The sequence below is a fragment of the Dermacoccus sp. NHGro5 genome, from assembly GCF_017565385.1.
Classification (GTDB): Bacteria; Actinomycetota; Actinomycetes; order Actinomycetales; family Dermatophilaceae; genus Dermacoccus; species Dermacoccus nishinomiyaensis.
The window spans coordinates 1-25652 of sequence record NZ_JAGEKQ010000002.1 but is presented as its reverse complement, the minus strand read 5'-3'; the positions used below and the strand labels follow the sequence as shown (position 1 = coordinate 25652).

17 protein-coding genes and 2 tRNA genes are annotated in these 25652 nt (G+C 67.8%); 16 read left to right on the top strand and 3 right to left on the bottom strand.

Annotated elements, in window-relative coordinates; translation table 11 throughout:
• Window positions 1-224: 224 nt before the first annotated feature.
• Window positions 225-1343 (top strand): alanine dehydrogenase, encoded by a 1119-nt coding sequence (gene ald / locus J4Z35_RS00820; RefSeq protein WP_040014149.1) that lies wholly within the window; start codon window positions 225-227, stop codon window positions 1341-1343.
• Window positions 1344-1438: 95 nt separating this feature from the next.
• On the opposite strand, the gene J4Z35_RS00815 is transcribed toward ald, so the two are convergent.
• Entirely contained in the window at window positions 1439-2608 is a 1170-nt protein-coding gene (locus J4Z35_RS00815) for a magnesium and cobalt transport protein CorA (protein ID WP_074045644.1), read from the bottom strand.
• A gap of 85 nt (window positions 2609-2693) precedes the next feature.
• Between J4Z35_RS00815 and J4Z35_RS00810 the strand changes: the two genes are divergently transcribed.
• The 4 genes from J4Z35_RS00810 (at window position 2694) to J4Z35_RS00795 (ending at window position 9135) form a co-directional block, all read left to right on the top strand.
• Window positions 2694-2769: transfer RNA gene (locus J4Z35_RS00810), tRNA-Arg, on the top strand.
• A gap of 134 nt (window positions 2770-2903) precedes the next feature.
• Window positions 2904-7676: a type ISP restriction/modification enzyme gene (locus J4Z35_RS00805; protein ID WP_243754749.1), complete on the top strand. Its 4773-nt coding sequence runs from the start codon at window positions 2904-2906 to the stop codon at window positions 7674-7676.
• 1 nt (window position 7677) lies between these two features.
• The gene (locus tag J4Z35_RS00800) at window positions 7678-8601 is read left to right on the top strand and encodes a hypothetical protein (RefSeq protein WP_208065284.1); all 924 of its coding nucleotides are present in this window, start codon (window positions 7678-7680) and stop codon (window positions 8599-8601) included.
• Window positions 8602-8667: 66 nt separating this feature from the next.
• The gene (locus J4Z35_RS00795) at window positions 8668-9135 is read left to right on the top strand and encodes an Rrf2 family transcriptional regulator (RefSeq protein WP_208065283.1); all 468 of its coding nucleotides are present in this window, start codon (window positions 8668-8670) and stop codon (window positions 9133-9135) included.
• An 822-nt stretch (window positions 9136-9957) separates the two neighbouring features.
• Here J4Z35_RS00795 and J4Z35_RS00790 read toward each other — a convergent pair.
• Window positions 9958-10623 carry a recombinase family protein gene (locus J4Z35_RS00790; protein WP_208065282.1) on the bottom strand — a complete coding sequence of 222 codons (666 nt, stop codon included), beginning with the start codon at window positions 10621-10623 and terminating at the stop codon, window positions 9958-9960.
• Window positions 10624-10755: 132 nt separating this feature from the next.
• Between J4Z35_RS00790 and J4Z35_RS00785 the strand changes: the two genes are divergently transcribed.
• Window positions 10756-11595 (top strand): hypothetical protein, encoded by an 840-nt coding sequence (locus J4Z35_RS00785; protein WP_208065281.1) that lies wholly within the window; start codon window positions 10756-10758, stop codon window positions 11593-11595.
• 956 nt (window positions 11596-12551) lie between these two features.
• Window positions 12552-12646, top strand: a tRNA-Ser gene (locus tag J4Z35_RS00780).
• 158 nt (window positions 12647-12804) lie between these two features.
• On the opposite strand, the gene J4Z35_RS00775 is transcribed toward J4Z35_RS00780, so the two are convergent.
• Entirely contained in the window at window positions 12805-13446 is a 642-nt protein-coding gene (locus J4Z35_RS00775) for a DsbA family protein (protein ID WP_208065280.1), read from the bottom strand.
• A 269-nt stretch (window positions 13447-13715) separates the two neighbouring features.
• Between J4Z35_RS00775 and J4Z35_RS00770 the strand changes: the two genes are divergently transcribed.
• The 9 genes from J4Z35_RS00770 to J4Z35_RS00730 all read left to right on the top strand — a co-directional run bounded on the left by J4Z35_RS00770 (window position 13716) and on the right by J4Z35_RS00730 (window position 25596).
• A complete protein-coding gene (locus J4Z35_RS00770) occupies window positions 13716-14738 on the top strand; it encodes a glutathione S-transferase C-terminal domain-containing protein (protein ID WP_208065279.1) in 1023 nt (340 codons plus the stop codon).
• A gap of 66 nt (window positions 14739-14804) precedes the next feature.
• Window positions 14805-15626: a histidine phosphatase family protein gene (locus J4Z35_RS00765; RefSeq protein ID WP_347813531.1), complete on the top strand. Its 822-nt coding sequence runs from the start codon at window positions 14805-14807 to the stop codon at window positions 15624-15626.
• A complete protein-coding gene (locus J4Z35_RS00760) occupies window positions 15623-16549 on the top strand; it encodes an ADP/ATP-dependent (S)-NAD(P)H-hydrate dehydratase (RefSeq protein ID WP_208065278.1) in 927 nt (308 codons plus the stop codon). Before J4Z35_RS00765 ends, J4Z35_RS00760 begins: the two co-directional genes overlap by 4 nt.
• On the top strand, window positions 16542-17177 hold the full coding sequence (locus J4Z35_RS00755; protein ID WP_208065277.1) for an endonuclease: 636 nt from the start codon (window positions 16542-16544) through the stop codon (window positions 17175-17177). The genes J4Z35_RS00760 and J4Z35_RS00755 overlap by 8 nt, the downstream gene beginning before the upstream one ends.
• A 234-nt stretch (window positions 17178-17411) precedes the next feature.
• Window positions 17412-18974: a cytosine permease gene (locus J4Z35_RS00750; RefSeq protein WP_006945822.1), complete on the top strand. Its 1563-nt coding sequence runs from the start codon at window positions 17412-17414 to the stop codon at window positions 18972-18974.
• Window positions 18971-19513: an isochorismatase family protein gene (locus tag J4Z35_RS00745; protein ID WP_040014758.1), complete on the top strand. Its 543-nt coding sequence runs from the start codon at window positions 18971-18973 to the stop codon at window positions 19511-19513. The genes J4Z35_RS00750 and J4Z35_RS00745 overlap by 4 nt, the downstream gene beginning before the upstream one ends.
• A 187-nt stretch (window positions 19514-19700) precedes the next feature.
• Window positions 19701-21341, top strand: coding sequence for a VWA domain-containing protein (locus tag J4Z35_RS00740; protein WP_208065276.1), 1641 nt, complete (start codon window positions 19701-19703; stop codon window positions 21339-21341).
• Between the two features lie 51 nt (window positions 21342-21392).
• Window positions 21393-25358, top strand: coding sequence for an AAA domain-containing protein (locus tag J4Z35_RS00735; RefSeq protein WP_208065275.1), 3966 nt, complete (start codon window positions 21393-21395; stop codon window positions 25356-25358).
• Window positions 25345-25596, top strand: coding sequence for a hypothetical protein (locus J4Z35_RS00730; RefSeq protein ID WP_208065274.1), 252 nt, complete (start codon window positions 25345-25347; stop codon window positions 25594-25596). The genes J4Z35_RS00735 and J4Z35_RS00730 overlap by 14 nt, the downstream gene beginning before the upstream one ends.
• The last annotated feature ends 56 nt before the right edge of the window (window positions 25597-25652 follow it).

Here is a 25652-nt window from a genome sequence, read left to right as displayed (position 1 = left end):
GCGCTCGCTGGGCCGGATGGGGCGTGGGTGGCTGCTCGAACGGGGGGACGGGCGGCTGCTGATCCATGCCCTCGATGCGTTCATCGCAGCCCTGCCCGCGTGGGATCGCGGGCGGATGTGACGGCTCTGACGGCGCTCGGCCCGGCCCTACTCGCTCGTAGCGCGGTGAACTCCTAGCGTGGCAAGTGATCACGGTCACGTCGAAGGAGTCGGAGGAGAAGATCATGCGGGTCGGTGTTCCGAGCGAGGTCAAGAACAACGAGTTCCGGGTGGCGTGCACGCCGGCGGGCGTCAACGAGTTCGTGCTGCACGGGCACGAGGTGCGGGTGCAGCGCGGCGCCGGGGACGGTTCGAGCCTCACCGACGACGACTACCGCGCGGCGGGCGCCGTCATCGTCGACGACGCGGACGAGGTGTGGGCCGACAGTGATCTCATCCTCAAGGTGAAGGAGCCGGTCGCCGAGGAATATCACCGCATGCGCGAGGGCCAGGTGCTGTTCACCTACCTGCACCTCGCGGCCGACCCGACGCTGACGGGGGAGCTTCTCGAGCGCGGTGTCACCTCGATCGCCTACGAGACGGTGCGCCTCGACGACGGGTCGCTGCCCTTGCTCGCACCGATGTCAGAGGTCGCCGGGCGCCTCGCCCCGCAGGTCGGCGCGCAGGCGCTGATGAAGCCGTACGGCGGGCGCGGCGTGCTCATGGGCGGCGTGCCGGGGGTGCGCCCCGCGGATGTCGTCGTGCTCGGCGGCGGCGTGTCGGGGTTCAACGCGGCTCGTGTGGCGCTCGGAATGGGCGCCGACGTCACCGTCCTCGATCTCGATGCCGCACGGCTGCGGGCGATCGACACGGCAACCGGTGGGCGGATGCGGACGGTGATGAGCAACGCGCACGAGGTCGAGCACGCCTGTCTGCGAGCGGATCTCGTCATCGGCGCGGTGCTCGTGCCCGGTGCGAAGGCGCCGACCCTCGTGAGCAATGAGCTCGTCTCGCGGATGCGGCCGGGCTCGGTGCTCGTCGACATCGCCATCGACCAGGGCGGGTGCTTCGAGGATTCGCACCCGACGACGCACGCCGACCCGACGTTCGGTGTGCACGACAGCATCTTCTACTGCGTCGCGAACATGCCGGGCGCCGTCGCGCACACGTCGACCCATGCGCTTGCGGGCGTCACGCTGCGCCACGCGCTACAGATCGCCGACGACGGATGGCGCGCCGCATGCCAGGGCGACGCTGCCCTCGGGCGCGGGCTGACGACGCACGCCGGGCAGCTGACGAACGCCGCCGTCGCCGAGGCGACCGACCGGCCGGTCGTCAGTGTCGAGGAGGCGCTCGCGGGGTGAGGCTGCTCGGGCGCGGGCGTGGGCGTGGACGTGGGCGTGGCGGGGTCACCGCGTCGCGGGCGAGCGACGTCCGAGCGGGCCGTGCCGCGTCGCCGTCAGAGCCAGTTCTTGCGTTTGAACACGAGCCACATGCAGAACGACACGGCGACCATGAGAAACAGCGCGAATGGGTAGCCGTACGCCCAGTGCAGTTCGGGCATGCGGTCGAAGTTCATGCCGTAGGCGCCGGCGACGACGGTCGGGGCGAAGAGGATGGCGGCCCATGAGGACGCGCGCTTGACCTCGTCGGCTTGGTTGTTGGCGACCTCGGCGAGGCGCTTCATCTCCTCGTTCTGCGTCTGCGCGACGAGGATGGCGTTGAGCTGCAGGATCTCCGACAGTGACTGGCGGAAGTTGTCGTTGCGTTCGACGATCGAGGTGACGTGGTCGCGCACGTCGCGCAGGGCGGTGATGATCTCGTCGTCGGTTCCGTACTTGGCGGCGCCGGCTTCGAGGCCACGCAGCATCGTCTGCAGCGGCTTGACGGCGCGCTGGAGTTCCATGACCTCCTGGGAGAGTTCGTAGATCCGGCGCGACACGGTCGGGTCGGCTTCGAAGACCTGCGTCTCGATCTCGTCGATGTCGTTCTCGAGGCCGGCGGCGACGGGCGCGTACCCGTCGACGATGAAGTCGAGCAGGCCGTAGAGGACGGCCTGCGGCCCGCGCGCGAGCAGGTCGGGGTCGTTCTCGAAGCGGCTCCGCACGGGCGTGAGGACCGGCTGCGCCGTGTGGCGCACCGTGATGACGAAGTCGGGGCCGATGAAGGCGTGGATCTCACCGAACTTCACCGTCTCCGTCGCATCGTCGTACGTCGCGGGGCGCAGCACGACGAAGAGGGTCTCGTTGTAACGCTCGAGCTTGGGGCGCTGGTGCGCGACGATCGCGTCCTCGACGGCGAGGGGGTGCAGGTCGAAGATGCGCGCGACCTGCTGGAGTTGACGCGGCGTCGGTTGCGTCATGCCGATCCACGCCATGCGCGGGCCGTGGTCGTGGTGTGACGGGTGGTGCAGTTCGCGCCACGCCTCGGCGATCGACCCGGCGTCGCTGACCTTCTGCTCGCCCGCGTAGATCGTCGAGTTGACGATCGTCGCCTCGGGTGGCGGCTGGTCGTCCTCGTCGCGAAGCGGCTCGAACGACGTCTCCTCGGGCGGCGTCGACGCGGGAGGCGGGGTCGCGCGGATGACCCCGAGCGGGGTGGGCACGTAACGGCTTCGCCAGGTGGGCATGGGGTGATCTTAGGACGGGCGCCAGGGAGAGGCCTGCCAGCGCGCCCGGATGATCGGCTAGGCTGACGGGCGCGCTTCGGCGCACGCTCTCGTAGCTCAGGGGATAGAGCACCGCTCTCCTAAAGCGGGTGTCGCAGGTTCGAATCCTGCCGGGAGCACCACGCCTCGCCTCGACGGTGAATGCGAGCGAAATGGCTGGAAGTGAGCGGCAGGTCGCTCGTAGCCAGCCATTTCGCTCGTATTCGGACGGGAAACAGCGCCCGCGCCCACCGCTTCCCCTGAGACACTGTCCCCCATGAGCGTGACGGTGCATGAAGTTCTGGATGATCTGCGGGCGAAGGCGACGTCGGAGCGAGACAAAGGTTCGCGGTTTGAGCAGCTCATGGCCGCGTACCTGCAGACAGATCCGTTGTTCGCCGATCAGTTCTCCGACGTGTGGTTGTGGCAGGACTGGCCAGGCCGTGACGGCAAGAGCGATACGGGCATCGACCTCGTCGCGGTCGACCGGGTGACGGGTGAGAACGTCGCGATCCAGTGCAAGTTCTACGCCGAGGGCCACACGGTGTCGAAGGGGGACATCGACTCGTTCCTGTCAGCGTCGGGCACCTCGAAGTTCGGTCAGCGCATCGTCGTCGACACGGGCGCGCCGTGGGGCAAGAACGCTGAGGACACGATCCGTGATCAAACGGTGACGGTGCGGCGTATCAGCCTCGTCGACCTGCAGAATTCGAACGTCGACTGGGGCAAGTTCACCTGGTCGGCGCCTGACACGTTGCCGACGGTCGGAAAGAAGACCCCGCGCCCGCATCAGCGCACCGCGATCGACAAGGTCATCGAGGGCCTGACGACGCATGATCGCGGGAAGCTCATCATGGCGTGCGGCACGGGCAAGACGTTCACCTCGTTGCGTCTCGCGGAGCAGCAGGTCGGCGCGGGCGGCAGCGTGTTGTTCCTCGTGCCGTCGATCTCGCTGTTGAGTCAGACGGTGCGCGAGTGGGCTGCGAACGCTGAGGTGCCGCTCGACATGATCGCGATCTGCTCGGACCCGAAGTCGACGAGCCGCTCCAACGCCGTCGAGGACATCTCCGCTGTCGATGTCGCCCTGCCCGCGTCGACGAACAACGCTGTCGTGCAGGAACGCTGGTCGAAGGCCGCTCAGCGCAGCGACTCGATGACGGTGATCTTCTCCACGTATCAGTCGATCGACGTCGTCGCGGCTGCGCAAGCCCAGGGCGGGTTCGGCCCGTTCGACCTCATCATCTGCGACGAAGCCCATCGCACCACGGGCGTGAGCGTCGCGGGGCAGGACGAGTCGGCGTTCGTACGCGTGCACAACAACGACGTCATCCAGGGCATGAAGCGCCTCTATATGACGGCCACGCCGCGCATCTTCGGTGAAGACTCGAAGAAGAAGGCCCTCGACGGCGCAGCGGAGCTCGCGTCGATGGACGATGAGACGAAGTTCGGGCCCGAGCTGCACCGTCTCGGGTTCGGTGAGGCCGTCGAGAAGAACCTGCTGACCGACTACCGCGTCCTCATCCTCGCCGTCGATGAGGAGTACGTGACGAAGAACTTCCAGGCAGAGCTCGCCCAAGACGGCGAGATTCAGCTCGGGGACGCCGCGCGGATGGTCGGGTGCTGGCAGGGCCTGGCGAAGCACTTCGACACGGTCGAGGGGGAGAGCCTCGCGCCGATGAAGCGCGCGGTGGCGTTCGCGAAGGACATCAAGACGTCCAAGGCGATCGCTCAGGCCTTCCCTGATGTCGTCAACAAGCACGTTGCTGCCGTGGATCTGCCTGATGACGACACCTCGGACCAGTCGACCTCGCTGCGCATCGAGATCAAGCACGTCGACGGCTCGTTCAATGCGCTGGCTCGCAACGAGCGTCTCGACTGGCTCAAGGCCGAGCCGGCCGACAACACGTGCCGCATCCTGACGAACGCCCGATGCCTGAGCGAGGGCGTGGACGTTCCGAACCTCGACGCGGTGCTCTTCCTCACGCCGCGCTCGTCCGAGGTGGACGTCGTGCAGTCCGTCGGCCGTGTGATGCGCAAGGCACCGGGCAAGGAGTACGGCTACATCATCCTGCCCGTCGCGGTGCCCGCCGGCACGCCGCCCGAGCAGGCGCTGAACGACAACAAGAAGTACGCCACCGTCTGGCAGGTCCTGCGCGCGCTGCGTGCCCACGACGACCGATTCACCTCGACCGTCAACCAGATCGAACTGAACAAGAAGAAGCCGACGAAGAAGATCGGCATCGCCGGCATCGACCGTGACGGCAACGTCCACACGCCCGACGAGGAGACGACACAGGGCGAACTCGACCTCATCTGGGGTGAGTGGCCGGACGCGATCTACGCGAAGATCGTGCAGAAGGTCGGCGAACGCCGTTACTGGGAGTCCTGGGCGGCCGACGTCGCGAAGATCGCCGAGCAGCACATCGCCCGCATCAAAGGCATCCTCACTGGCCCCGACACTGCGGTGACGGCCGAGTTCGAGCGGTTCCTCGACGGGTTGCGCGGCAACCTCAACGAAGGCATCAGCCGTGAGGACGCCGTCGAGATGCTCGCCCAGCACCTCATCACCCGTCCCGTGTTCCAGGCCCTGTTCGGCGGGTATGACTTCGCCGAGCACAACCCCGTCGCCCAAGCGATGGAGAAGATGCTCGCCTTGCTCGACGAGCACTCCCTCGACACGGAGAACTCATCACTGGAGGGCTTCTATCAGTCGGTGCGTTCACGCGTGGAGGGCATCGACAACGCCGAGGGGCGCCAGCGGATCATCGTCGAGTTGTACGACAAGTTCTTCGCCACCGCGTTCAAGCGCACCGTCGACAAGCTCGGCATCGTCTACACCCCCGTCGAGATCGTCGACTTCATCCTGCGCTCGGCCGACGCCGTGCTGCGCGAACACTTCGGACAGACGCTGAGTGATGAGGGCGTGCACATCCTTGACGGGTTCGTCGGCACGGGCACGTTCATCGTGCGGCTGCTGCAGCTGGGCCTCATCGAGCCGCATGATCTGGCGCGCAAGTACGCCAGCGAGTTGCACGCCAACGAGATCCTGTTGCTGGCGTACTACATCGCCGCGGTCAACATCGAGACGACGTATCAGGATCTGCGTGGGTCGTTGGAGCAGCCGACGGATTACGAGCCGTTCGAGGGGCTGATCCTCACCGACACGTTCCAGTCGTGGGAGAATGACGACCGTCTCGACACCGAGGTGTTCGTGCAGAACAATGAGCGCCTGGAGAAGCTCAAGAAGCTCGACATTCAGGTGATCGTCGGTAACCCGCCGTACTCGTCGGGGCAGGACTCGGCGAACGACAACAACGCCAACGAGAAGTACCCCGACCTCGACGCCGCGATCCGCGACACCTACGCGGCCAAGTCGAGCGCAACCCTCAAGAACTCGCTGTACGACTCCTACATCCGTGCCATCAAATGGGCGAGCTTGCGGATCAAGGACCGCGGCATCATCGCGTACGTGACGAACGGCGGCTGGCTTGACTCGAACACCGCCGACGGGATGCGCAAGAGCCTCACCGATGAGTTCAGCGACATCTACGTCTACAACCTGCGTGGCAACCAGCGGACTGCGGGTGAGCAGTCACGCAAGGAAGGAGGGAAGATCTTCGATGCTGGCTCCCGCGCAACCGTCGCCATCACCGTCCTCGTCAAGGACCCTGCCAAGTCAGGTCCCGCGACGATCCATTACACCGACATCGGCGACTACCTCACCCGCGAGCAGAAACTCGGCAAGGTTAGCGAGGCAGTGGACATCACTCGGCTCGAGACGGCGACGATCACCCCAAGCGAACATGGCGATTGGGTCAGTCAGCGTCGAGAGGACTTCGTACGTTACCTGCCGCTGGATGGTGGCATCTTCGCCGTCTCAGGCCCTGGTCTGAAGACGAATCGTGACGCGTGGGTCTACAACTTCGGAGACACCGCGTTGAAGCAAAACACCATGAGGGCGACGCGAGCCTTTACCAGGGCTCAGGGGGGAGCTCGCACAGACGACCCCACCGAGATCAAATGGTCTTCGGGACTAGAAGCGCGGCTCCTCCGCGGTGAAAGTCTGCGTGATACGGAGACAACCTCCACGGTAGCTGTATACAGGCCCTTCCAGAAGGTCCGATTCCTTGAAGATCTGCGGTGGACGGATAGGCCTGGTCTCGTTGCGGAGTTGTTCTCCGTGGGGCAGTCGCCTGCGTTCGTGGTTCCCATGCCTGGATCAATGGCGCCCCCATTTCTAGCTCTTGCAGTGAGTAGCGCGTTCGATGCTGGCCTGGCAGGAACGGCCGCCGTGCGGTGCTTCGGAAGGTGGCGCTCTATCCACAGAGATCCCGCAATGCTGGATATCGAGGCCTCGCAGACCGAGTACGGGGGTGGCCGCGACCGCCGCCTCGACAACATCACCGATGAAGCGTTGGCAAAGTTCCAGGCGGCGTACGGACCGTCGATCATGAAGGACGACATCTTCTTCTACGTCTACGGATTGCTGCACTCGCCCGACTACCGCGAGACATACGCGGCGGACTTGAAGAAGATGCTGCCGCGCATCCCACTCGTCGAGGACGCGCAGCCGTTTATCGCTGCGGGTCGTAAGCTGTCAGAACTGCACCTCGGATACGAGAGCGTCGAGCCGTACCCGCTCGAGGGCATCGGGGCGCAGCCCGCCGACGGTCAGGATCCGTACGCGTTCTACGCGGTGGGTGACAAGAAGATGCGCTTCGGCAAGTCGTCGCCCGAACAGAAAGCCGCGGGTGAGCGCCAAGACCGCACGACGATCCACTACAACGGCCATATCACTCTCTCGGGCATCCCGCAGGAGGCGTACCGCTACATGCTGGGCTCACGGTCGGCGATCGAGTGGATCATCGACCGTTACTACATCAAAACGGATAAGGCCTCAGGCATCGTCAACGACCCGAACGACTGGTCGAAGGAAGTCGGTGACTCGCGCTACATCATCGACCTGCTCGCCCGCATCGTCACCGTCAGTCTTGAGACGATGACGATCGTCGACGCCCTCCCGTCCCTGGCGATCCGGGAGGTGCAGTGAGATGGCGCTGTTCCGTATCGAGCAGGAGGGCCAGGGCTTGGTGCCGTTCGCGCAGTACGCCGCGGGTGACGGGTTGTACGAGCGCGAGGTTGAAGACCTGTTGTGGGACAACCTCGAGGAGATGCTCGGCCGCACGCTGTTTCGCGTGGCGCGTCAAGCGCACCTTCCGCACGGAGGTATCCCCGACATCCTCGCTCTCGACGAGACGGGTCGGATCGTCGTCATCGAGGTCAAGCGTGACGTCGATCGGCAGCTGTTGTCCCAGGCGTTGGAGTACGCGGGGTGGGCGCGTGAGAGCAACCTGCAGGAGGTTGCGACGCTGTACACGAACGGTGCCCAGCAGTTCTGGGCGGACTGGCAGGAGTTCACCGGCACCGAACAGCCCGTGCCGATCTCACCTAATCCCCATATCGTCCTGGCGGCGGCGTCCTTCCACCGCCGCACCGAGGCCGCGATCGGGTTCCTGCGCGGCGCCGGGGTGCCCTTGGTCGTATTGAGCGTCGGTATGTATCAGGACGCCGACGGTCAGAAGTTCCTCGACGTCGATCGTCGCGGGGAGCTTGGCCCACCCACCGCTACATCGGTCGGGACCACCGAGACCGGAAACGACGGTGGCTCAGCAAAGCGTTCCTTCCCCGCGACGCTTGCTGATCTGCTCAACGCCGGGTTGCTGCATGAGGGTGAAACACTCGCCTGGCACCGACCACAGAGCGGGCAGACGTTTACGCTGACGGTCGAACGCGATGGACGCCTCCGTTTGCCGGATGGGCGGCACGCGTCATCATTGTCGGCCGCGGCGACGATGAGCGTCGGGCACGGCAGCTATCCAGGGTGGGAGTGCTGGCGCACCCAAAACGGCGACCTCTTACATGCCCTCCGGGCCCAGCTCTTGGCTGCCACTGAAGGGGCGGCCCCAGCTAGCTAGAACTGGCGCGCCACTGAGCGCCTATGCGATCAAGCGAGGCCTCACCCTGAGTCGTATCCTCAGCGTGTGAGCCTCCCCAAAAGCATCAGCGAGGCCGCGCACGTTTGCGTCGCACTCTACTGGCGGGGTGGGCGCCCGGCGACGGCCGCGCAGCTGGCCCGCTACGCAGGGATTTCGGAGTCCTATCTACACAAGATTCTTGCCGCGTTAGTACGCGCCGAGATCGTGGAGTCGTCCCGCGGCCACGGCGGCGGGTACGTACTAGCAGACCTCTCCGGCGGCCAAAGTCTCCTCACCATCGCGAGGGCCCTTGGCCTGAAGCTCGATGCGGCCCCCGCCCCCGGCCTGTATCACCACACCGACCTCGTCACGAGTTGCTTCATCGACCGCGCCCTCGACGATTCCCTTGATCACGCCCGGCGGGCGCTGCGAAGGCACACGATCGCTTCCCTTTCCCTGTCGCTGCGGGACCCTCGGTTGGGCGGGCGCCCGGACATCGTCGAGGCTTTTACCCGCCGATTTGATCGCCTGTGATCTCTCAATGGATGGCATCTATCCATTGATTTGTGGCGGGGAGGGGGCGCGAGCCCTCCTGAATTGCTTTCGACGCCAACGGCTTTCGTCGATCACGCGGAGCGCCTGGGAGTGGAAGTAGCGGATCCGCCGCGCTAGTAGGTCGCAGCACCAACGGGCGCTGCGACCTACTACGGTAAGGACCCCTCGTGTTCCCGCTCACCTCTGACGTCCCGTGCACTGCGACCGTCCATCACTCTCAGCGTAGCGCCGCCCGCTGCGTCGGCATCACGCCCATGACCTTCGCCTTCTGGATTGCCCGGGGTCACGTGGGCCCCGGGCCCTGGACGTGCAAGGAATTACACAACGTCGCAGTGGCGGCCGGTGCCCGCGGCTATCGCACGGCACGCCATGGAACGGCCTCCCGCTACTGCGGCGGATGCACGTGCGCTTCCTGCAGGCAGGCCCATGTCGACGATTCGCGGCAGCGTCGCGCCCGCACGCGATCGGCCTACTGGGACACGCGGGCCCCTCGGCTCCTGGCTGTCTTCGCGGCGGGCGTGCCGTTCTCAGAGGCGCTGGCGGTCGCCGGGGTGACGTCTCAGGGTCTGGCGAAGCGGCGCCTTGAAGATCCTCGCTTCGCGGGCGCTGTCGACGCTGCGCTGATGTGCGGGAGGTCTGAGTCCGTCGAGCACGGGACTTGGCGGGGGTGGCGTGACGGATGCCGGTGCCCCGACTGCAGGCGCTCACATCGTGGCGAATGACCCTCTCGCACTGGTGGCCAGCTGCGTCAGTTGGTCACCAGTGCACAGCGTTCGGGTTGCCCCAGGCTGGCGGACGGTCTCATCGTGGGGCAGTAACGCGGGTGATGGTGCGCGTGGAGACCTCGAACGCCTCGGCGCATTCCGCAATCGACGCGCCATCGCTACGCATCGCGCGAACAGCACGGATCTGATTCTCGGAGAGCGCGCGAGGGCGTCCGCCGACCCGACCGCGCCGCCGCGCGGCGGCGAGCCCGTCGCGCGTGCGCTCGGACAGATGGTCACGCTCGAGTTGCGCCACAGCCAGCAGGACCGTCAGCACCAGCCTTCCACTCGGCGTGGATGTGTCGAGGCCTAGCTGCAAGACGCGGAGACCCATCCCGTGCCGCTCGAGGTCGTCGACGAGTTTGAGGACGCCTCGGACGTTGCGGCCGAGCCGATCTAGGCTCATGATCGCGAGGACATCACCCGGGCGCATCCACGCGAGAGCGGCTTGCAGCTCGGGGCGGTCCATCCGCACCCCGGTGACCCCATGATCGATGAAGATGCGCTGGCACCCTGCGTCGCGTAGAGCATCGATCTGGCGATCGATGAGCTGCTCAGCGGTGGACAGCCGCGCGTACCCGACAAAAACGGGGGTTCCGGCACTGTCAGTTTTGCGGGGGTTTGTGTCCCCCGGCGTCCCGCAGGAACCCGCCCCCGCCGGTCGTCGAGTTTCTGTCGCGCCAGAATCAATCGTTTGTGTCATATGCTACCTGTGCGACGGCTCTTGAAAAGCACTGTTCCGCTGGGCAGTAGGGGTCGCGCTTCGATTTGCTGGGCAGGTACTCAGGGGTGGTTGCCCGGACCGTGGTTTTGAGCACCGAACGGAGAACTCCGGATGTCTCTTGTGTTATTTCCGCGCTATCGCCAGTATGATGCTCAGCGGATCGCAGTAAACGATGCTGTGATGGCCCTCTTGGCTGGATCGAAGCTCTCCGCTAATGTCCTTCAGTTAACTAGTGGCTCCACGCACAGGATTGCGGAGTTGTTTCCTAACGTAAGACACATTGAACGACTCAACCTGCGCGCGGATGATGCGCGTCTAATCCTAGAATCGGCTGAGAGTCACGTCGGATCTCTCGCCATCCCATACATTCTCTCCCTGCACGAGGGTTACATGATGGACCTGTGTAGCCTACTTAAGGATCAATCTCTTATTTCAGCTGCCAAGCTAGATGCACTCAATAGTTCCACCATGCACGAGGAGCTTGAGGCGCATGCAGCGAGTGCGTTCTCGCCGACAAACCTCTCCTTGTTCCACTACTTGCGCTTGATTCGCAACTCCCTGATTCATCAAGGGGGGTTTAGTTCGGGACAGCTTGCAAACAAGTGTGCGAGCCTCAGCTCCGTTGATGAGCAACAATGGAAAAGCATTACGGGCGAGCCGATCGGGCGGTACCAGTCTGGACAGAAGCTGAATCTAACTGTTTTTGAACTGATCGCAACACTGGCGATCGCAAAGAGGCTGGCCGAAGAGGCGAACCACTTGCTGCAGTCGGCACTTCCGAGGTCGTGGTGGATCTCGACCGCAGTGGCTGATTGGCTTGAAACGCAGCCAAAGGGAAACCTTGAGCAAAAGATTCGCAGAGCTACAGGCTTTGCTCGAATTCACTACGGTGCCATGTCGATCTCACGCGTGGAGATCGAAGCGTACCTGCGGGCTGAAAGCATCATATAGGCGAAGGGCCGGTGCGTATGCACCGGCCCTTCTAAAGAAAGCGGGGGCTTTACCGTTAAGCTACAAAATCTTTCGATTTTGCCAGGAGTCGAACCTGGAACTCCCATCGTTCCGCGAAGTGTGCGATTTTGAGTCGCCAGGCCTAGAGCCCACCTCTGTAGCTGCTGCTACACCTTCTACGATATCTGGCTGGCTCCCCGTGTGTCAAGCGGCTGGCCTTAGCGCGCCTGCCCGCGGTTCCCCTCGCTCGCTCGCTGCTTCAGGCGGGCGCGCCCACTCCAGCTCGTGGGCCGGGTCCCGTGGAAGTAACGGTTTCGAACCTCCGGCTGCGGGGTTCGACGCCGCGGGCGGCCGTCCATGCGCCTCGGCGACCGTTTAGACCGCCTCTGGTCCGGGCTCGCCTACTCGTGAGCGTCTCTCAACGCCTCACGCAGCAAAGAGCCTGGATCGCGGACGCCTCCGCTTGCGACGCTTGGAATCGCAGGGGGCCCTGATCCTCCTGGCCGTGCGAGTGGGCCGCGGTAGAGGTCATGCCTCCTGGGCGTGCAGGAGGCATGGAGCCTAGCCTCAGGATTCCGTCTCGTCGTTGTTGGTAGTGGTGCGGGTCTTGAACCCGCGGGTAAACCTATTCAGTCTTTAAGGGTGCGGGACCGAGGCGACGGGCTGCGGATTGTCTTCGTGCGCGTACGACTTGTCGAGCGGCGTCGGCGCCGAAGGGTCCTCTGCGTGCGAGGACCGGCCCTGACCTGCGATACGGGCGGGACGGTCGTGGCGTGTTGTGTCTACGGGATTCGCCCGACCCTCGGGCCGGGCGGCGAGCTGCGACGGGGGTGCAGCGGGCAACTCCAGTACACAAAAAGTACACATCAGAGGCTTCCTAGCATCGCTGTTGGGCGATCCATCGTGCGGGGGGCGCGGCATCAAGCGCACGAAAAGCGTTGCACTGCAACGCTAATGCTGTAAGCGGGGCGCGGGTCTCATCTACTTCGAAGCCGACGACCAAGTTCTCCTAAAGCGGGTGTCGGCAGTTCGAATCTGCCCGGGAGCACCAGGCCCCACCTCGCTCGCTTTCATGGCAACGCACTTGATCGTCCACGCTGAGCTCGCCCACTTGTGCGACGAGTCGCGCACGTGGGGACGGAGTGGTGCGCGGACACCCCACTCGCGCGACGTGACGCGCAAGTGGGGCGGGCCGCAGGGCTCAGGGCGTCACAGGCCATTCGTGCTGGCCGTGTCGGGCAGGCCCTCCGGGCGCGTGCGCTTGAGTTCGTAGAACGCAGGGACGCTGACGAGGCCGACGAGCGAATCCCACAGGCGCAGCGCGTCGTCCTTGCTCGGCAGCTCCTGCAGCACCGGGCCGTAGAAGCCGCGGCGCTGACCGTCATCGGAGACGAAGACGATCGTCGGCACGCCCGTGTCATCACCGACCGCCTCGACAGCGGAGTCGATCGACGCCTGCAGACCCTCGTCGAGCGCCGTGTCGTCAGCCGCCTTCGCGAGCTCCGCCGGCAGCCCGGCGGCGGCGAGAACGTCGGCGATCATCGCGTCGTCGTACTCCTCGTGATCGAGGTGGAAACGACGTCCGAAGGCCGAGTACAGGTCGATGACACTCGCGCCGTGCTGCTCCGCCGCCTTCGTGATGACGCGCAACACGCGATGCGAGGAACGGTGCATCTCGCCGTGCTCGTTGACGGCATCATCGTCGCCGGCGAGCTCGTTGTTCTTCATCGCCAAGCTGAACGGACGCCACGTGACATCGACGTCACGCTCCGCGCTCACCTCGAGAAGGAACCGGCTCGTGATCCAGCAGAACGGGCAACACGGGTCATAGAAGAATTCGATGCGCTCCATGACACGACGGTAGCAAGGCCTGTCATCGTCAGCCGAGCGTCACGACGCGTCGCGTTCACGCGAGCAGAGGTATGAGGATCGCCCCGCCTGCGCGTCGAGGCCGGGTGCGACCTCGACGCGCGTGTGAACGCCACGACGCGCCCCGGCGTGCCTGGCGTGACGCCCGCACCTCCGTGCCCCGGCGCATACTGAACGAGGCGTCGCGCCACTCGGCGCCGTGACCGCCCGGGCTGACGGCGGTTCGAGATTTGACGACCTGGGAGATCGACATGGCTGGCGAGGGCAAGGCGTACACCCGCGACACGCAGTACATCGAAGACCGCATCCTCGACGATCCCGACGCGCGGTGGCCCGTGGAGCCGCGGCGCTACCGTCTCGTCGCCGCGCGCGCGTGCCCGTGGGCGAACCGCGCCATCATCGTCCGGCGCCTGCTCGGGCTCGAGGACGCCATCTCGATGGGGTTGTGCGGCCCGACGCACGACGAGAACTCGTGGAGGTTCGACCTCGACCCCGGCGGGCTCGACCCCGTCCTGCGCATCCCGCGCCTCAAGGACGCCTATGAGGCGCGCTTACCCGGCTATCCGAGGGGCATCACGGTGCCGGCGATCGTCGACGAGCGCAGCGGCGAGGTCGTGACCAACGACTTCGCACAGATCACCGAGGACTTCGCGACGCAGTGGACGCGCCACCACCGCGCCGGCGCCCCCGACCTGTGGCCGCAGGAACTGCGCGAGGAGATGGAAGCCGTCAACCAGCGCGTCTACACCGAGGTGAACAACGGCGTCTACCGTTGCGGCTTCGCGGGGGATCAGCAGGCCTATGACGCCGCCTATGAGCGGCTGTTCACCGCCCTCGACTGGCTCGAGGAGCGTCTCGCCACGCGCCGCTACCTCGTCGGCGACGCGATCACCGAATCCGACGTGCGCCTGTTCACGACGCTCGCGCGATTCGACGCCGTCTACCACGGTCACTTCAAGTGCAATCGCCGCAAGCTCACCGAGATGCCGAACCTGTGGGGTTACGCGCGCGACCTGTTCACGACGCCCGGATTCGGCGACACGATCGACTTCACCCAGATCAAGCAGCACTACTACCTCGTGCACCGCGACCTCAACCCCAAGGGCATCATCCCCGACGGTCCCGACCTGAGCGTCTGGGCCGAACCGCACGATCGAGCGCGTCTCGGCGGCACCCCGTTCGGTGGCGGCACTGCGCCCGGCGCGATCCCGGAGGCCGAACGCGTCCCGACGAGCGCCAACCCCCTCGTCGGGACCGACGGTCTCGTGCACTGACGAGCGTGCCGACGGGTGGCGCGGGGGAGTGGCGTGTTGTCGGTGGCAGGGCATAGCGTCAACGGTGTGGATCAGGTAACTCTCGTTCTCGTGCGTCATGGCCAGTCGGAGGGCAACGTCGCAGCGGAGGCGGCGCTGCGCGATGACCTCGAGCGCATCGACGTGCCCGCGCGCGACCCCGACATCGAACTGAGCGAACTCGGCCGCCGACAAGCCGCCGCCGTCGGCACGTGGCTCGCGAAACAGCCCGCCGACGATCAGCCGGACGTTACGTGGACGAGCCCGTATCGACGCGCGCGTCAGACGGGCCAGATCGCGCTCAACGAGGCGTCGCTCGAACTGCCCGTCCTCGTCGACGAGCGTCTGCGCGACCGCGACATGGGTGTCACCGACATGCTCACCGGGCGCGGCATCCGCGACGCCTACCCCGAGGAGGCGAAGCGCCGCGAATGGATTGGCAAGTTCTACTACCGCCCCTCCGGCGGCGAATCCTGGGCCGACGTCGCCGGCCGCGTCCGCGCCGTCATGGCCGATCTGCGCCTGCGCGCCGCGGGCAAGACGGTGCTCGTCACGGCGCACGACGTCGTCAACCTCATGTTCTGCTACGTCGCCGAGGGCATGGACGAGGACGCCGTCATGGAGCGTGCCCGCACGAACGGACTGGGCAACGCAGCGATCTGCCGCCTCGTCAGCGACGACCAATCGCCGACCGGCTGGCGCCTGCTCGACTACAACCTCGACGAACACCTGCGCGGCTCGGGCATCGCCGTCACCGATCAACCGGGCGCGGCCGACGACATCGACGCACATGGTTCGGCGCAGCGCGACGAGAAGCGCGAGTCCGACGACAGCGCGTCGAACGCCGGCGAGAATGAGACGCCCGCATGAGCATCGAGCGCCCCGAGATCCCCGATGTCGCACGCGGCGGTGACGCCACGTCGCCGACGACGGTGACGCCCAATCTGCTGCGCAGCTGGCCGCTGCCCGAGCCGACCGGCACGAAGTACAGCCGCGGCCAGTGCCTCGTCATCGGCGGCGATCGATCGACGCCTGGCGCGGCGATGCTGGCCGGGCAGGCGGCACTGCGCGTCGGATCCGGGCGTCTGACGCTCGCCGTCGCAGCGTCCATCGCGCCGCACGTCGCCGTCGCCGTGCCCGAAAGCGGCACGATCGACCTGCCCGATGACGACGCCGGCGCCGTCACCGGTGACGGCGCGGGGGCGGTGCTCGAGCACGACCTCGGCCGTTCCGACGCCGTCCTGCTCGGACCGGGCATCAGCTCGCCCGAGGGCGCCGAACGGCTGCTCGCCGAGACGATCGACGCGCTCGGCGACGACGTGCCCCTCGTCCTCGACGCCTTCGGCGCGACGGTGCTCACGCAGATGAGCAAGACGCGCCTCGACGCGCTGCGCGGACGTCTCGCCCTCACGCCCAACCAGGGTGAGCTCGCCTACCTCGTCGAGGCCGACGAGTTGGGCGACGACGACGTGCTCGACGCGACCGCGGACGCCGCCGCGCGCTACGACGCGGCCGTCGGCTGCGCGAACTGGGTGGTCTCCGACGGCGCCGTGTGGCAGATGACGACCGGCGACACGGGGCTCGGCACCTCGGGCAGTGGCGACGTCATGGCCGGCGCCGTCGCGGGCTTGCTCAGCCGCGGCGCTGGGCTCGCGCAGGGCCTCGTGTGGGGCAAGCACGTTCATGCTGCGGCCGGGGATGTGCTCGCGGCCGAACACGGGCGCGTCGGCTTCCTCGCCGGTGAGATCCCGCCCCGCCTGCCGATGGCGCTCGCCACCCTGCGCGGTGACTGACGCCCGGGCCCTGGCCGCGAAACTCGTTGCCGCGCACGGTGAGACGTTCGCCGAACGCGCCGGTGTGAGACTCGTCGACGAACCCGCGGCGCTGTGGCAGCTGCTCGTCGTCGCACAGTTGCTGTCGGCTCGCATCCGCGCCGAGGCGGCCCTTGCGAGCGCGCGCGAGCTGTTCGCGATCGGTTGCACGACACCGTCGGGCACCCGTGCGACGTCGTGGCAGCAACGCGTCGACGCCCTCGGCCGCGGCGGCTATCGGCGCTACGACTTCTCGACGTCGACGCGTCTCGGCAAGAACGCCGAGACGATCCGCGAGCGATGGGACGACGACCTGCGGCGTCTGCGCGACGAAGCGGGCGCCGACCCGAAACGGATCGTGAAGCTGCTGCAGGAGTTCGACGGCATCGGCCCGACGGGCGCGGGCATCGTCGTGCGCGAGGTGCAGTCGACGTGGCACCTAAGAGAACCCTTCGCCGACACGCTGACGGTCAAGGGCGCCCGGCTGGCGGGGTTACCCATTGACGCCGCAGCCCTGGCCGACCTCGTCGCACCTGACGAGCGCGCCGCTCTCGCCGCGGCACTCGTCGTCGTCGCTCGACAGCCGGGTGTGCTCGACGAGCTCGGCTGAGGGCGCGGGCTCGGCCGACTCGTCGCTTTCGATCGCCTCAGCGAGGTCGCGCAAGCGCCCGCCACAACCACGATCGTCCTCGCCCGTCAGCAGTCGCAGCGTCGGCGGCCTTGCGACCAGACCATCCCGTCGACCCGCCGCGCGAGCGCCAGGCCGAGCACCCGTCATGTCATGGTGACCAAAAGGGCTGGTCGAAACGCCCCACGTGCGTCGTCCGCCTGCCACGATGAGCGCATGAGCACACCAGCTGACGCCGCAGCGTCGCGGCAGGCCGCCACTGCGGCCGCATCCCGTCGCCTCTCCGTCGAGACCACGGGCATCGAGATCATCGACGAATCGGAGCGTACGGCGCGCCCGCGCGACCTGTTCCGGCCATGGTTCGCGGCCAACGTCAGCGTCTTCGGCATGGCGACCGCCTCGTTCGTCCTCGGCTTCGGCATCTCTTTCGCGCAGGCGCTCGCGGTGTGCGTCGTCGGCGTCGCCCTGTCGTTCCTGCTGTGCGGACTCATCGCCGTCGCCGGCAAGCGGGGCAGCGCGCCGACGATGGTGCTGTCGCGCGCTGCGTTCGGTGTCCGCGGCCAGAAGGTGCCGGGCGTCATCTCGTGGCTGACGTCGATCGGGTGGGAGACGTTCCTGTCGATCATGGCGGTGCTCGCGACATCCACGATCTTCGACCGGCTCGGCTGGGGCGGTGGCACGGCCACGAAGATAGTCGCCGCCGTCGTCGTCGCCGCGATGATCGTGCTCGCCTCCGTCGCGGGCTACCACATCATCATGAAGCTGCAGTCCGTCCTCACCTGGCTGACGGGGCTCGCCACCCTCGCCTACGTCGCCCTCACCCTCGACGAGGTGCACTGGAGCGCGGTGACGGCCGTCCCCGCCGGTTCATGGCAGGCGGTGACGGGCGCGCTCGTCATGGTGATGACGGGGTTCGGCCTCGGCTGGATCAACATCGCCGCCGACTGGTCGCGCTACCAGCGCCGTGACGCCTCGGGCGGCGCGATCGTCTTCTGGAACACGTTCGGCGGCGCCGTCGCGCCCGTCCTGCTGCTGACGTACGGTCTGCTGCTCGCCGCATCGAATCCGAAGCTCGAGGAAGGCATCGCCGCCGACCCCGTCGGCACGCTCGCGACGATCCTGCCGACGTGGTTCCTCATCCCGTTCCTCGTCGCGGCCGTACTCGCACTCGTGTCGGGCGCGGTTCTCGGCATCTACTCCTCGGGCCTGACGCTGCTCAGCCTCGGCGTGCGCATCCCGCGACCGGCGGCGGCGCTCGTCGACGGCGCGATCCTGACGCTCGGCACGATCTGGGTCGTGTTCTTCGCGCAGGACTTCCTCGGCCCGTTCCAGTCGTTCCTCATCACCCTCGGCGTGCCCCTCGCGTCGTGGGCGGGCATCATGATCGCCGACATCGCGCTGCGGCGCCGCGACTACGACGAGGCTGCGCTGTTCGACGCCCGCGGGCGCTACGGCGCGTTCGACTGGACGTCACTGGCCGTCCTCGCGGTCGCCTCCGTCATCGGGTGGGGGCTCGTCGTCAACAGCTTCGCCGCGGACGCGTCGTGGAACAACTGGCAGGGCTACCTGCTCGACCCGCTCGGCCTCGGCCACGAGACGACGGACGGTTGGAGCGGCGACTGGGCCTACTCCAACATCGGCGTGCTTCTCGCGCTCGTGCTGTCGTTCGTCGCGACGCTGCTGCTGCGACGTGGGCGGGTGCGTCGTCAGGAACTCGACGATGACGCCCGACGCGGCGTTGTGGGCTCGGACGACCGGCGCGGGAAGGTGACGTCATGATTGCCGATGTGCTTACCGACGACGCGTGGCTCGTCATCATCGACCCGCAGGTCGTGTTCGCCTCGTCCTCGAGCGAGTGGGGTTCGCCGATGTTCTCCGCCGCGCTCACGCCGATGCATGCATTGGCTGAGCGGTACACCGGCCGCACGATCGTCACGCGCTTCGTGCCGCAGCTGCCGCCGCGAGGATCGTGGGCGGATTACTACGCCGCGTGGCCGTTCGCGGCCCGCCCGGGCGAGGACGAGATGTACGCCCTCGTGCCCGAGATCGCCGACATCGCGGCGGGCGCCCACCATGTCGACGAACCGACGTTCGGCAAGTGGGGCGAGCAGGTGCGCGGACTCACAGGCGACACCCCGACGCTCGTGCTCGCGGGTGTCTCCACCGACTGCTGCGTCGTCGCGACAGCACTCGCTGCCGCTGACGCCGGGGCGCGCGTCCACGTCGTCGCCTCGGCCTGCGCCGGCTCGGACGTCACGAACCACGAGCGCGCCCTCGACGTCATGCGACTGTTCGCGCCGCAGATCACGGTGCACTGAAGCGTGTGCTGACGACGCGTCTCGACCTGACGTCGTGTCGTCAACAGGGTGCGTACTGCTCGACGGATGGGAGCAGCAGCCCCGCGCGGCGGGATTCGAGCTCGCAGGCAACGACGCGCGCCCAGCAGGCGTCGAACTGCTGAAGATGGCAGCCTCGGCCACCACCTCCCCGGTACATTGGGGGGTCATGGCCGAACATCACACGCCCACGCCCAGCGTCCCCACCCGTCGTCGGGTGATGGCGCTCGCCGGGCTGGCCGGCGTCGTCGCCGTCACGGGGGCGGGGGCGACGAAGGTGGTCGCCGCGCACGGCGAGGGGCGTACGAACTGCTCGGCGCAGTCGGTCGTGCAGGTCGCGGCTCCCGCGGCGATCGCCGACGCCGTTCGTCACGCCGCGGATCAGGTCGAGGCACGCGGTGACGTATGCGCGTCGTACAGCGTCAGCTCGCAGAACCCGGGCGACACGTACCAGTCGATCATCACGAGTTCGCCGAGCGAACCGCAGGTGTGGATCAGCGACTCGCCCGCGTGGACGCAGCTCATCGAGAAGAAGCTCGGCAGCGGCTGGGTGACGACGGGCGACACGATCGCGACGAGCCCCGTCGTCATGGGCGTGCCCGCGAGCCTGCGCAGCGCGGCGAAGAAGCCGAACAGCTGGTTGAGCGTGCTCGACAACAAGCTGCCCGTCAGTTTCATCGACACCGATGTCGCGACGGAGAGCCTGCTCGCCGTCATCGCCGCAGATCAGCAGGCCAACGCCAACGACGCGCGCTCCGACCTCATGCGCGCGGTGCTGCGCCTGTCGCGGTCGCTGACGACGGCCGCGACGATGGACGGCAACGCGCTGCAGGGCGCCGACCGCGCGCGCATCTACCCGGTGAGCGAGCAGCAGATGCTCGCGTTCAACAAGGCCCACCCCGACAAGCCGCTGACGCCGATGGTGCCGACGGGCGGCGCGAAACAACTCGAGTATCAGTGGGTGACGCCGGTGCGCGGCACCCAGGCCGACAGCGCTGCCCTCGATGCGCTGAAGCAGCAGTTGCTCAGCCCCGCGGAGAAGACCTACCGCAGCGAGCAGGGCTTCCGCAACGGCGGCAGTGACGCTCCGGCGGGCGGCAGCGTCCTACCGGCCTCGCTGCCGATGATGGCGCCTGCGTCGCAGGCGACGACCGTCAGCGCCGACACGGCCTGGACGAACCTCAAGAAGGACGCGCGGATGCTCGTCCTCATCGACGTCTCCGGGTCGATGCAGACGAAGATCGACGGCGGCCAGAGCCGCATCGAGTTGATGGAGAGCACCGCCACCGCGGCGCTCGACGTGCTGCCGAAGACCACGCGCCTCGGGGCCTGGGCGTTCAGCTCCGACCTGCAGAAGAACCACGTCGACTACCTGCCGCTGACGAACGGTGAGCAGCCGATCCTCGACGACACCTACCGAAACGGCCTCATCGCGAAGGCGCACACGCTGCCGGGCCTCGCAGCGAAGAACGGCGACACGGCGCTGTACGACACGATCGCGGCGGCGTACAAGAGCGTCACCGACACCTACGACCCGAACTACGTCAACTCCGTCGTCGTCCTCACCGACGGCACGAACGACGACCCCAACGGCGGCCTCTCGCTCGATCAGCTCCTCGCGCGCCTCAAGTCGCAGTACTCGGCCGACAAGCCCGTCAAGATCGTGACGATCTCGCTCGGCACGGGTACCGACCCCGACGCGCTCAAGCGCATCGCGAAGGCCACCGACGGCCTCAGCTACCAGACGAAGACACCCGAGCAGATCTCCGGAGTGTTCGTCGACGCGTTCCTGCGCCGCTCCGACTACTGAGCGCCGGGGAGCCTGGCGACGAACGCCAGGTTTCACCGATAACCTGCCGTGGTGACGAACGAACACGTGAACGCTGCGCACGAGACGATGAACGCGGCGGACGAGGACCGTCGTCAGGCCGTGCGTGACGCCGCCGCGGTGTGGCAGCGTCACCTCGTCGACCTCGGCGGGCGCAACTCGCTGCTGTGGCAGCGCACCGACGACTCCGTCGAGCTCGACCTCACGACGGCGCACCCGGCGGGCGTCGCGAAGCTGCTGTCGGGACGTAGCGTGCTGCTGTCGCAGATCGTGCGTTCGGAGCACGCGTACGCCGAAGCGTACGAGAAGGCGCTCGCGATCCGTGACCTGTCACGCGAACTGCTCGAGGAGCGCGGCATCCTCAGCTATTTCCTCGCCCTCGGCCGCGCGACGTGGCAGATGAGCGGTGACGCGGTGCCGGCCGCGCCGATCCTGTTGCGCCAGTGCGACATCCACTTCGGTGGCCGCGGCGGTGACGATCTCGTCCTCGAGGTCTCGCGCACCGTCGAACTCAACTCGGCGCTGTCCACCTACTTCGCCTCACGCGGCATCAACATCGACCACGAGTACGTGACGGCGTCGTCGGCCGGCCCGCACGGGTTCGACCCGGCCCCGACGTACGCGATGATGCGCCGCGCGGGCGCGTCGATCCCGGGGTTCCGCATCGACGAGCGCCTCGTCGTCTCGACGTTCAGCTACGCGAAGCTTTCGATGGTGCGCGACGTCGCAGAGCAGGCGCCGCGCCTGCACACGCATCCCGTCGTCGCCGCGATGGCCGGTGACGAGGCGTCGATCTTCGACGTCGGCGCCGAGGCGCCCGCCGCTGGGCTCGACGCCGATCCGCGCGAGGAGTTCCTCGTCCTCGACGCCGACTCGGCGCAGCAGGCGGCGATCGACGCCGTCATGGGTGGCCAGCACCTCGTCCTCATGGGCCCACCCGGCACCGGCAAGAGCCAGACGATCGCAAATCTCGTCGCCACGCTGACCGCGCACGGCAAGAGCGCGCTGTTCGTCGCGGAGAAGCGCGCCGCGATCGACGCCGTCATCGGACGGTTGTCGGCGCTTGGCCTCGGCGACCTCATGCTCGACGCGCACGCCGGTTCCGGCACGCCCGCCGACCTCGTCGACACCCTCGCGCGACGCCTCGTCACCGCGCCCGCAGCGGGTGCCCCGCACGTCGGTGACGCCCTGCGCTCACCGCACGGCGACGGTCCGAGCGCGGACGGGCCGGACCCGCGCGTCATCGACGAACTCGAATCCGAGCGCGTCACCCTGATCGAGCACGTGCGCGCCCTGCACCGCGTGCGCGACCCGTTCGGCGTCAGCGCGCACGACGCGCAGAGCCGCATCGCCGAACTCAACGCCCTGCCGCACCCGCCGCGCTCACGCGTGCGTCTCGAGGGCGAGCCGCTCAACCGTCTCGACACCGAGGCGCGCGACGAGACCGGACGCACGCTGCTCGGACTCGCGCAGGATCGCGCGTGGAAGGGCGAGGGCGAACCCGACGCCTGGTTCGGCGCGCGCGTGCGCGGTAGCGAGCACAGCGAACGCGCTCGAGACCTCGTGCTGCGACTGGCCGGCGATGACGGCTCGGTTGACGACGGCTCGGTTGGCGGAGGCTCGGGCGACGACGGCTCGGCCGATGAGGCCGGCGGCGAACTGGCCCGCCACCGTGCGTCGCTCGCGGCCCTCGCGGACGCGGCCGGGTTGCCCGTGCCGACGACGATGACGCAGGCCTCGGACGTGCTCGACCTCATGAGCCACGTGACGAAGACCCTCGGCGTGTTCACCTCCGACGTGTTCGCGCTCGACCTCGACGCGGGCGTCGTCGCGAGCGCGCCGCGTACCGAGCGCAAGGGCGCCGAGCACCAGGTGGGCGCGATGGAGCGTCGCCGGCTGCTCAAGGAGGCCCGCGCGACGCTGCGTCCCGGGCGTCCGCCCGAGGATCTGCACGCCATGCTGCAGCGCGCCGCCGACGAGCAGGCGCGCTGGCGTGAGTTCGGCGGGCAGGGGCGCCCCTGCGTGCCGCCGATGACGGAGCAGGTGCGCGCCGCGCACACGCGCCTGACCGACGAACTCGACTGGCTCGGGCAGCGTCTCGAGGGCACGCGCGGTGCGACGAACCTCGTGACGCTCGACCTCGACGAGCTCGCCGCACGCCTCCAGACCCTCGCCGCCGACGCCGACCGTATCGAGGTCGCGGCGCGCTCCGGCTCGCAGATCGACCGCCTGCGCGCTCTCGGCCTCGGACCGGTCGTCGACGACTTCGCGGCGCGGGGCGTGAACGAGGACGCCGTGCCCGCCGAGTGGGAGTTCATCTGGTGGACGAGCGTGCTCGAGCGCGTGCGCCGTCAGGATCCGGCGTACGAGGAGCACCGCGGCAACGACCTGCGCGCCGCCGCGCAGCGCTACGCAGCAGCTGATCGCCGTCATCTCGACGAGACACCACACCGCGTGCGTCAGCGCGCCTACCGGCGCATCGACGCCGTCGCGCAGCACCTGCCCGAGCAGGTCGAGGCGATGGAGGCGGCTCTCGTCTTCGGTCACCACGCGGGCAGCGCCGACGCGCTGCGTCAGGCCTTCGCCGGTGCGCCGGATCTCATGACGGCGCTCGCGCCGTGCTGGGCGATGAGCCCGCTCGTCGTCGCGCAGACGCTGCCGCCGGGGCGCTGGTTCGACGTCGTCATCTTCGACGAGGCGAGCCAGATCCCGCCCGCCGAGGCGATCTCGGCGATCTCGCGTGGCGTGCAGGTCGTCGTCGCCGGTGACACACAGCAGCTCGCGCCGACGAGCTTCTTCCAGCGCACCTCGGCGGGGGAGGACACCGCGCACACGGGCGAATCCGTGCTCGACGTGCTCGCCGGCCTGCTGCCCGTGCGCCACCTGCGCTGGCACTACCGCTCTCTCGACGAGCGTCTCATCGCCTTCTCAAACGAAGCGGTCTACGAGGGTGAACTCATCACCTTCCCGCGCGCCGACGTCGAGAACGTGCTGCGCCTTCACCGCGTCGAGGTGCGCGAACCGTACCCCGACGAGGCGGCGCCGGATCAGGGCAAGGCCGAGGTCGAGGCCGTCCTCGACCTCGTGCGCCAGCACGCCGCGCAGCGCCCGCACGAGTCGCTGGGCGTCATCACCCTCGGCCTCACGCATGCTCGCCGCCTCGAACGCGCCGTCACCGCGCAGGCACGTGTCGACAGCGAGCTCGCCGCGTTCCTCGCCGCCCACCCGGAGGCGCCGTTCTTCGTCAAGAACCTCGAACGCGTCCAGGGCGACGAGCGCGACGCCGTCATCCTCTCCCTCGGCATCGCGCCGTACCCCACGGGCGCTCTCGTGCGCCGGTTCGGGGCGCTCAACCACGTCGGCGGTGAGCGTCGCCTCAACGTCGCCATCTCCCGCGCGCGCCGACGCATGGACGTCGTCTCCGCGTTCACCGGCGACGAGGTCGACCCGGCCGCGCTGCGCTCACGCGGCGCGGTGCTCCTGCGCGACTTCCTGCTCTACGTCGCCGAGTGCGATGAGCGCCTCGACACCGGCGCGGGCGAGCCGGAGCTCGACGGTGACGAACTCGTCACCGTCGTCGCCGGGCGACGGCGCCGCACGTCGTCGTCGGGGTCGGTGGCGCTGCGCCGCGTCGGCGCGGACGCCGTCATCGTGCCCGTGCCGTACGTCGTCGAGGACCTCGCGCGGCGCCTGCGCGCCGAGGGCCTCGTCGTGCACACCGGGTACGGACACTCGCGGATGCGTGTCGACCTGGCCGTCGAGCATCCGAGGGAGCCTGGCCGCATGCTGCTCGCGGTCGAGAGCGACGGTGATGCCTACGCCGCGATGGGCAGTGTCCGCGAACGTGATCGGCTGCGCCCCGAGGCGCTGGAGCGGCTCGGCTGGCACCATGATCGCGTGTGGACCGTCGACCTGTTCCGCGATCCGGCCCGCGATAGCTCCCGCATCGTCGCGCTCGTGGGTCGCCTCCTCGCGGAGGAGAACGATGAGCGATTCTGAGCCCCGTCGTCGTCGTCCGCGCCGGGCGTCGGCGCCTGCGACGCGCACGGTGGACGGGCAGACGCGGGTTGCCACGAGCCGCGACGGTGAGGTCGCCGCTGACGGCGCCGCGGCGCCCGCGTCGGCCACGCCTGACGCCGACTGGTTGCGCTGGTGGAGCCGTGACGACGACGCGCCGGGGCCGCGCAGCGCTCAGGATCAGTGGTACCTCGATCAGCGTCCGCCGCACTGGGGTTGAGCCTGGGCTCCGGGGGAATGGCGGAGCGGACATGACGAAGGGCGTGAACACCATGG

What these genes read in the sequence shown, in the direction of transcription:
- ald (WP_040014149.1), top strand. Translation starts at nt 225, where the DNA reads ATGCGGGTCGGTGTTCCGAGCGAGGTCAAGAACAACGAGTTCCGGGTG.
- J4Z35_RS00815 (WP_074045644.1), bottom strand. Translation starts at nt 2,608, where the DNA reads ATGCCCACCTGGCGAAGCCGTTACGTGCCCACCCCGCTCGGGGTCATC.
- J4Z35_RS00805 (WP_243754749.1), top strand. Translation starts at nt 2,904, where the DNA reads ATGAGCGTGACGGTGCATGAAGTTCTGGATGATCTGCGGGCGAAGGCG.
- J4Z35_RS00800 (WP_208065284.1), top strand. Translation starts at nt 7,678, where the DNA reads ATGGCGCTGTTCCGTATCGAGCAGGAGGGCCAGGGCTTGGTGCCGTTC.
- J4Z35_RS00790 (WP_208065282.1), bottom strand. Translation starts at nt 10,623, where the DNA reads ATGACACAAACGATTGATTCTGGCGCGACAGAAACTCGACGACCGGCG.
- J4Z35_RS00785 (WP_208065281.1), top strand. Translation starts at nt 10,756, where the DNA reads ATGTCTCTTGTGTTATTTCCGCGCTATCGCCAGTATGATGCTCAGCGG.
- J4Z35_RS00775 (WP_208065280.1), bottom strand. Translation starts at nt 13,446, where the DNA reads ATGGAGCGCATCGAATTCTTCTATGACCCGTGTTGCCCGTTCTGCTGG.
- J4Z35_RS00770 (WP_208065279.1), top strand. Translation starts at nt 13,716, where the DNA reads ATGGCTGGCGAGGGCAAGGCGTACACCCGCGACACGCAGTACATCGAA.
- J4Z35_RS00760 (WP_208065278.1), top strand. Translation starts at nt 15,623, where the DNA reads ATGAGCATCGAGCGCCCCGAGATCCCCGATGTCGCACGCGGCGGTGAC.
- J4Z35_RS00750 (WP_006945822.1), top strand. Translation starts at nt 17,412, where the DNA reads ATGAGCACACCAGCTGACGCCGCAGCGTCGCGGCAGGCCGCCACTGCG.
- J4Z35_RS00745 (WP_040014758.1), top strand. Translation starts at nt 18,971, where the DNA reads ATGATTGCCGATGTGCTTACCGACGACGCGTGGCTCGTCATCATCGAC.
- J4Z35_RS00740 (WP_208065276.1), top strand. Translation starts at nt 19,701, where the DNA reads ATGGCCGAACATCACACGCCCACGCCCAGCGTCCCCACCCGTCGTCGG.
- J4Z35_RS00730 (WP_208065274.1), top strand. Translation starts at nt 25,345, where the DNA reads ATGAGCGATTCTGAGCCCCGTCGTCGTCGTCCGCGCCGGGCGTCGGCG.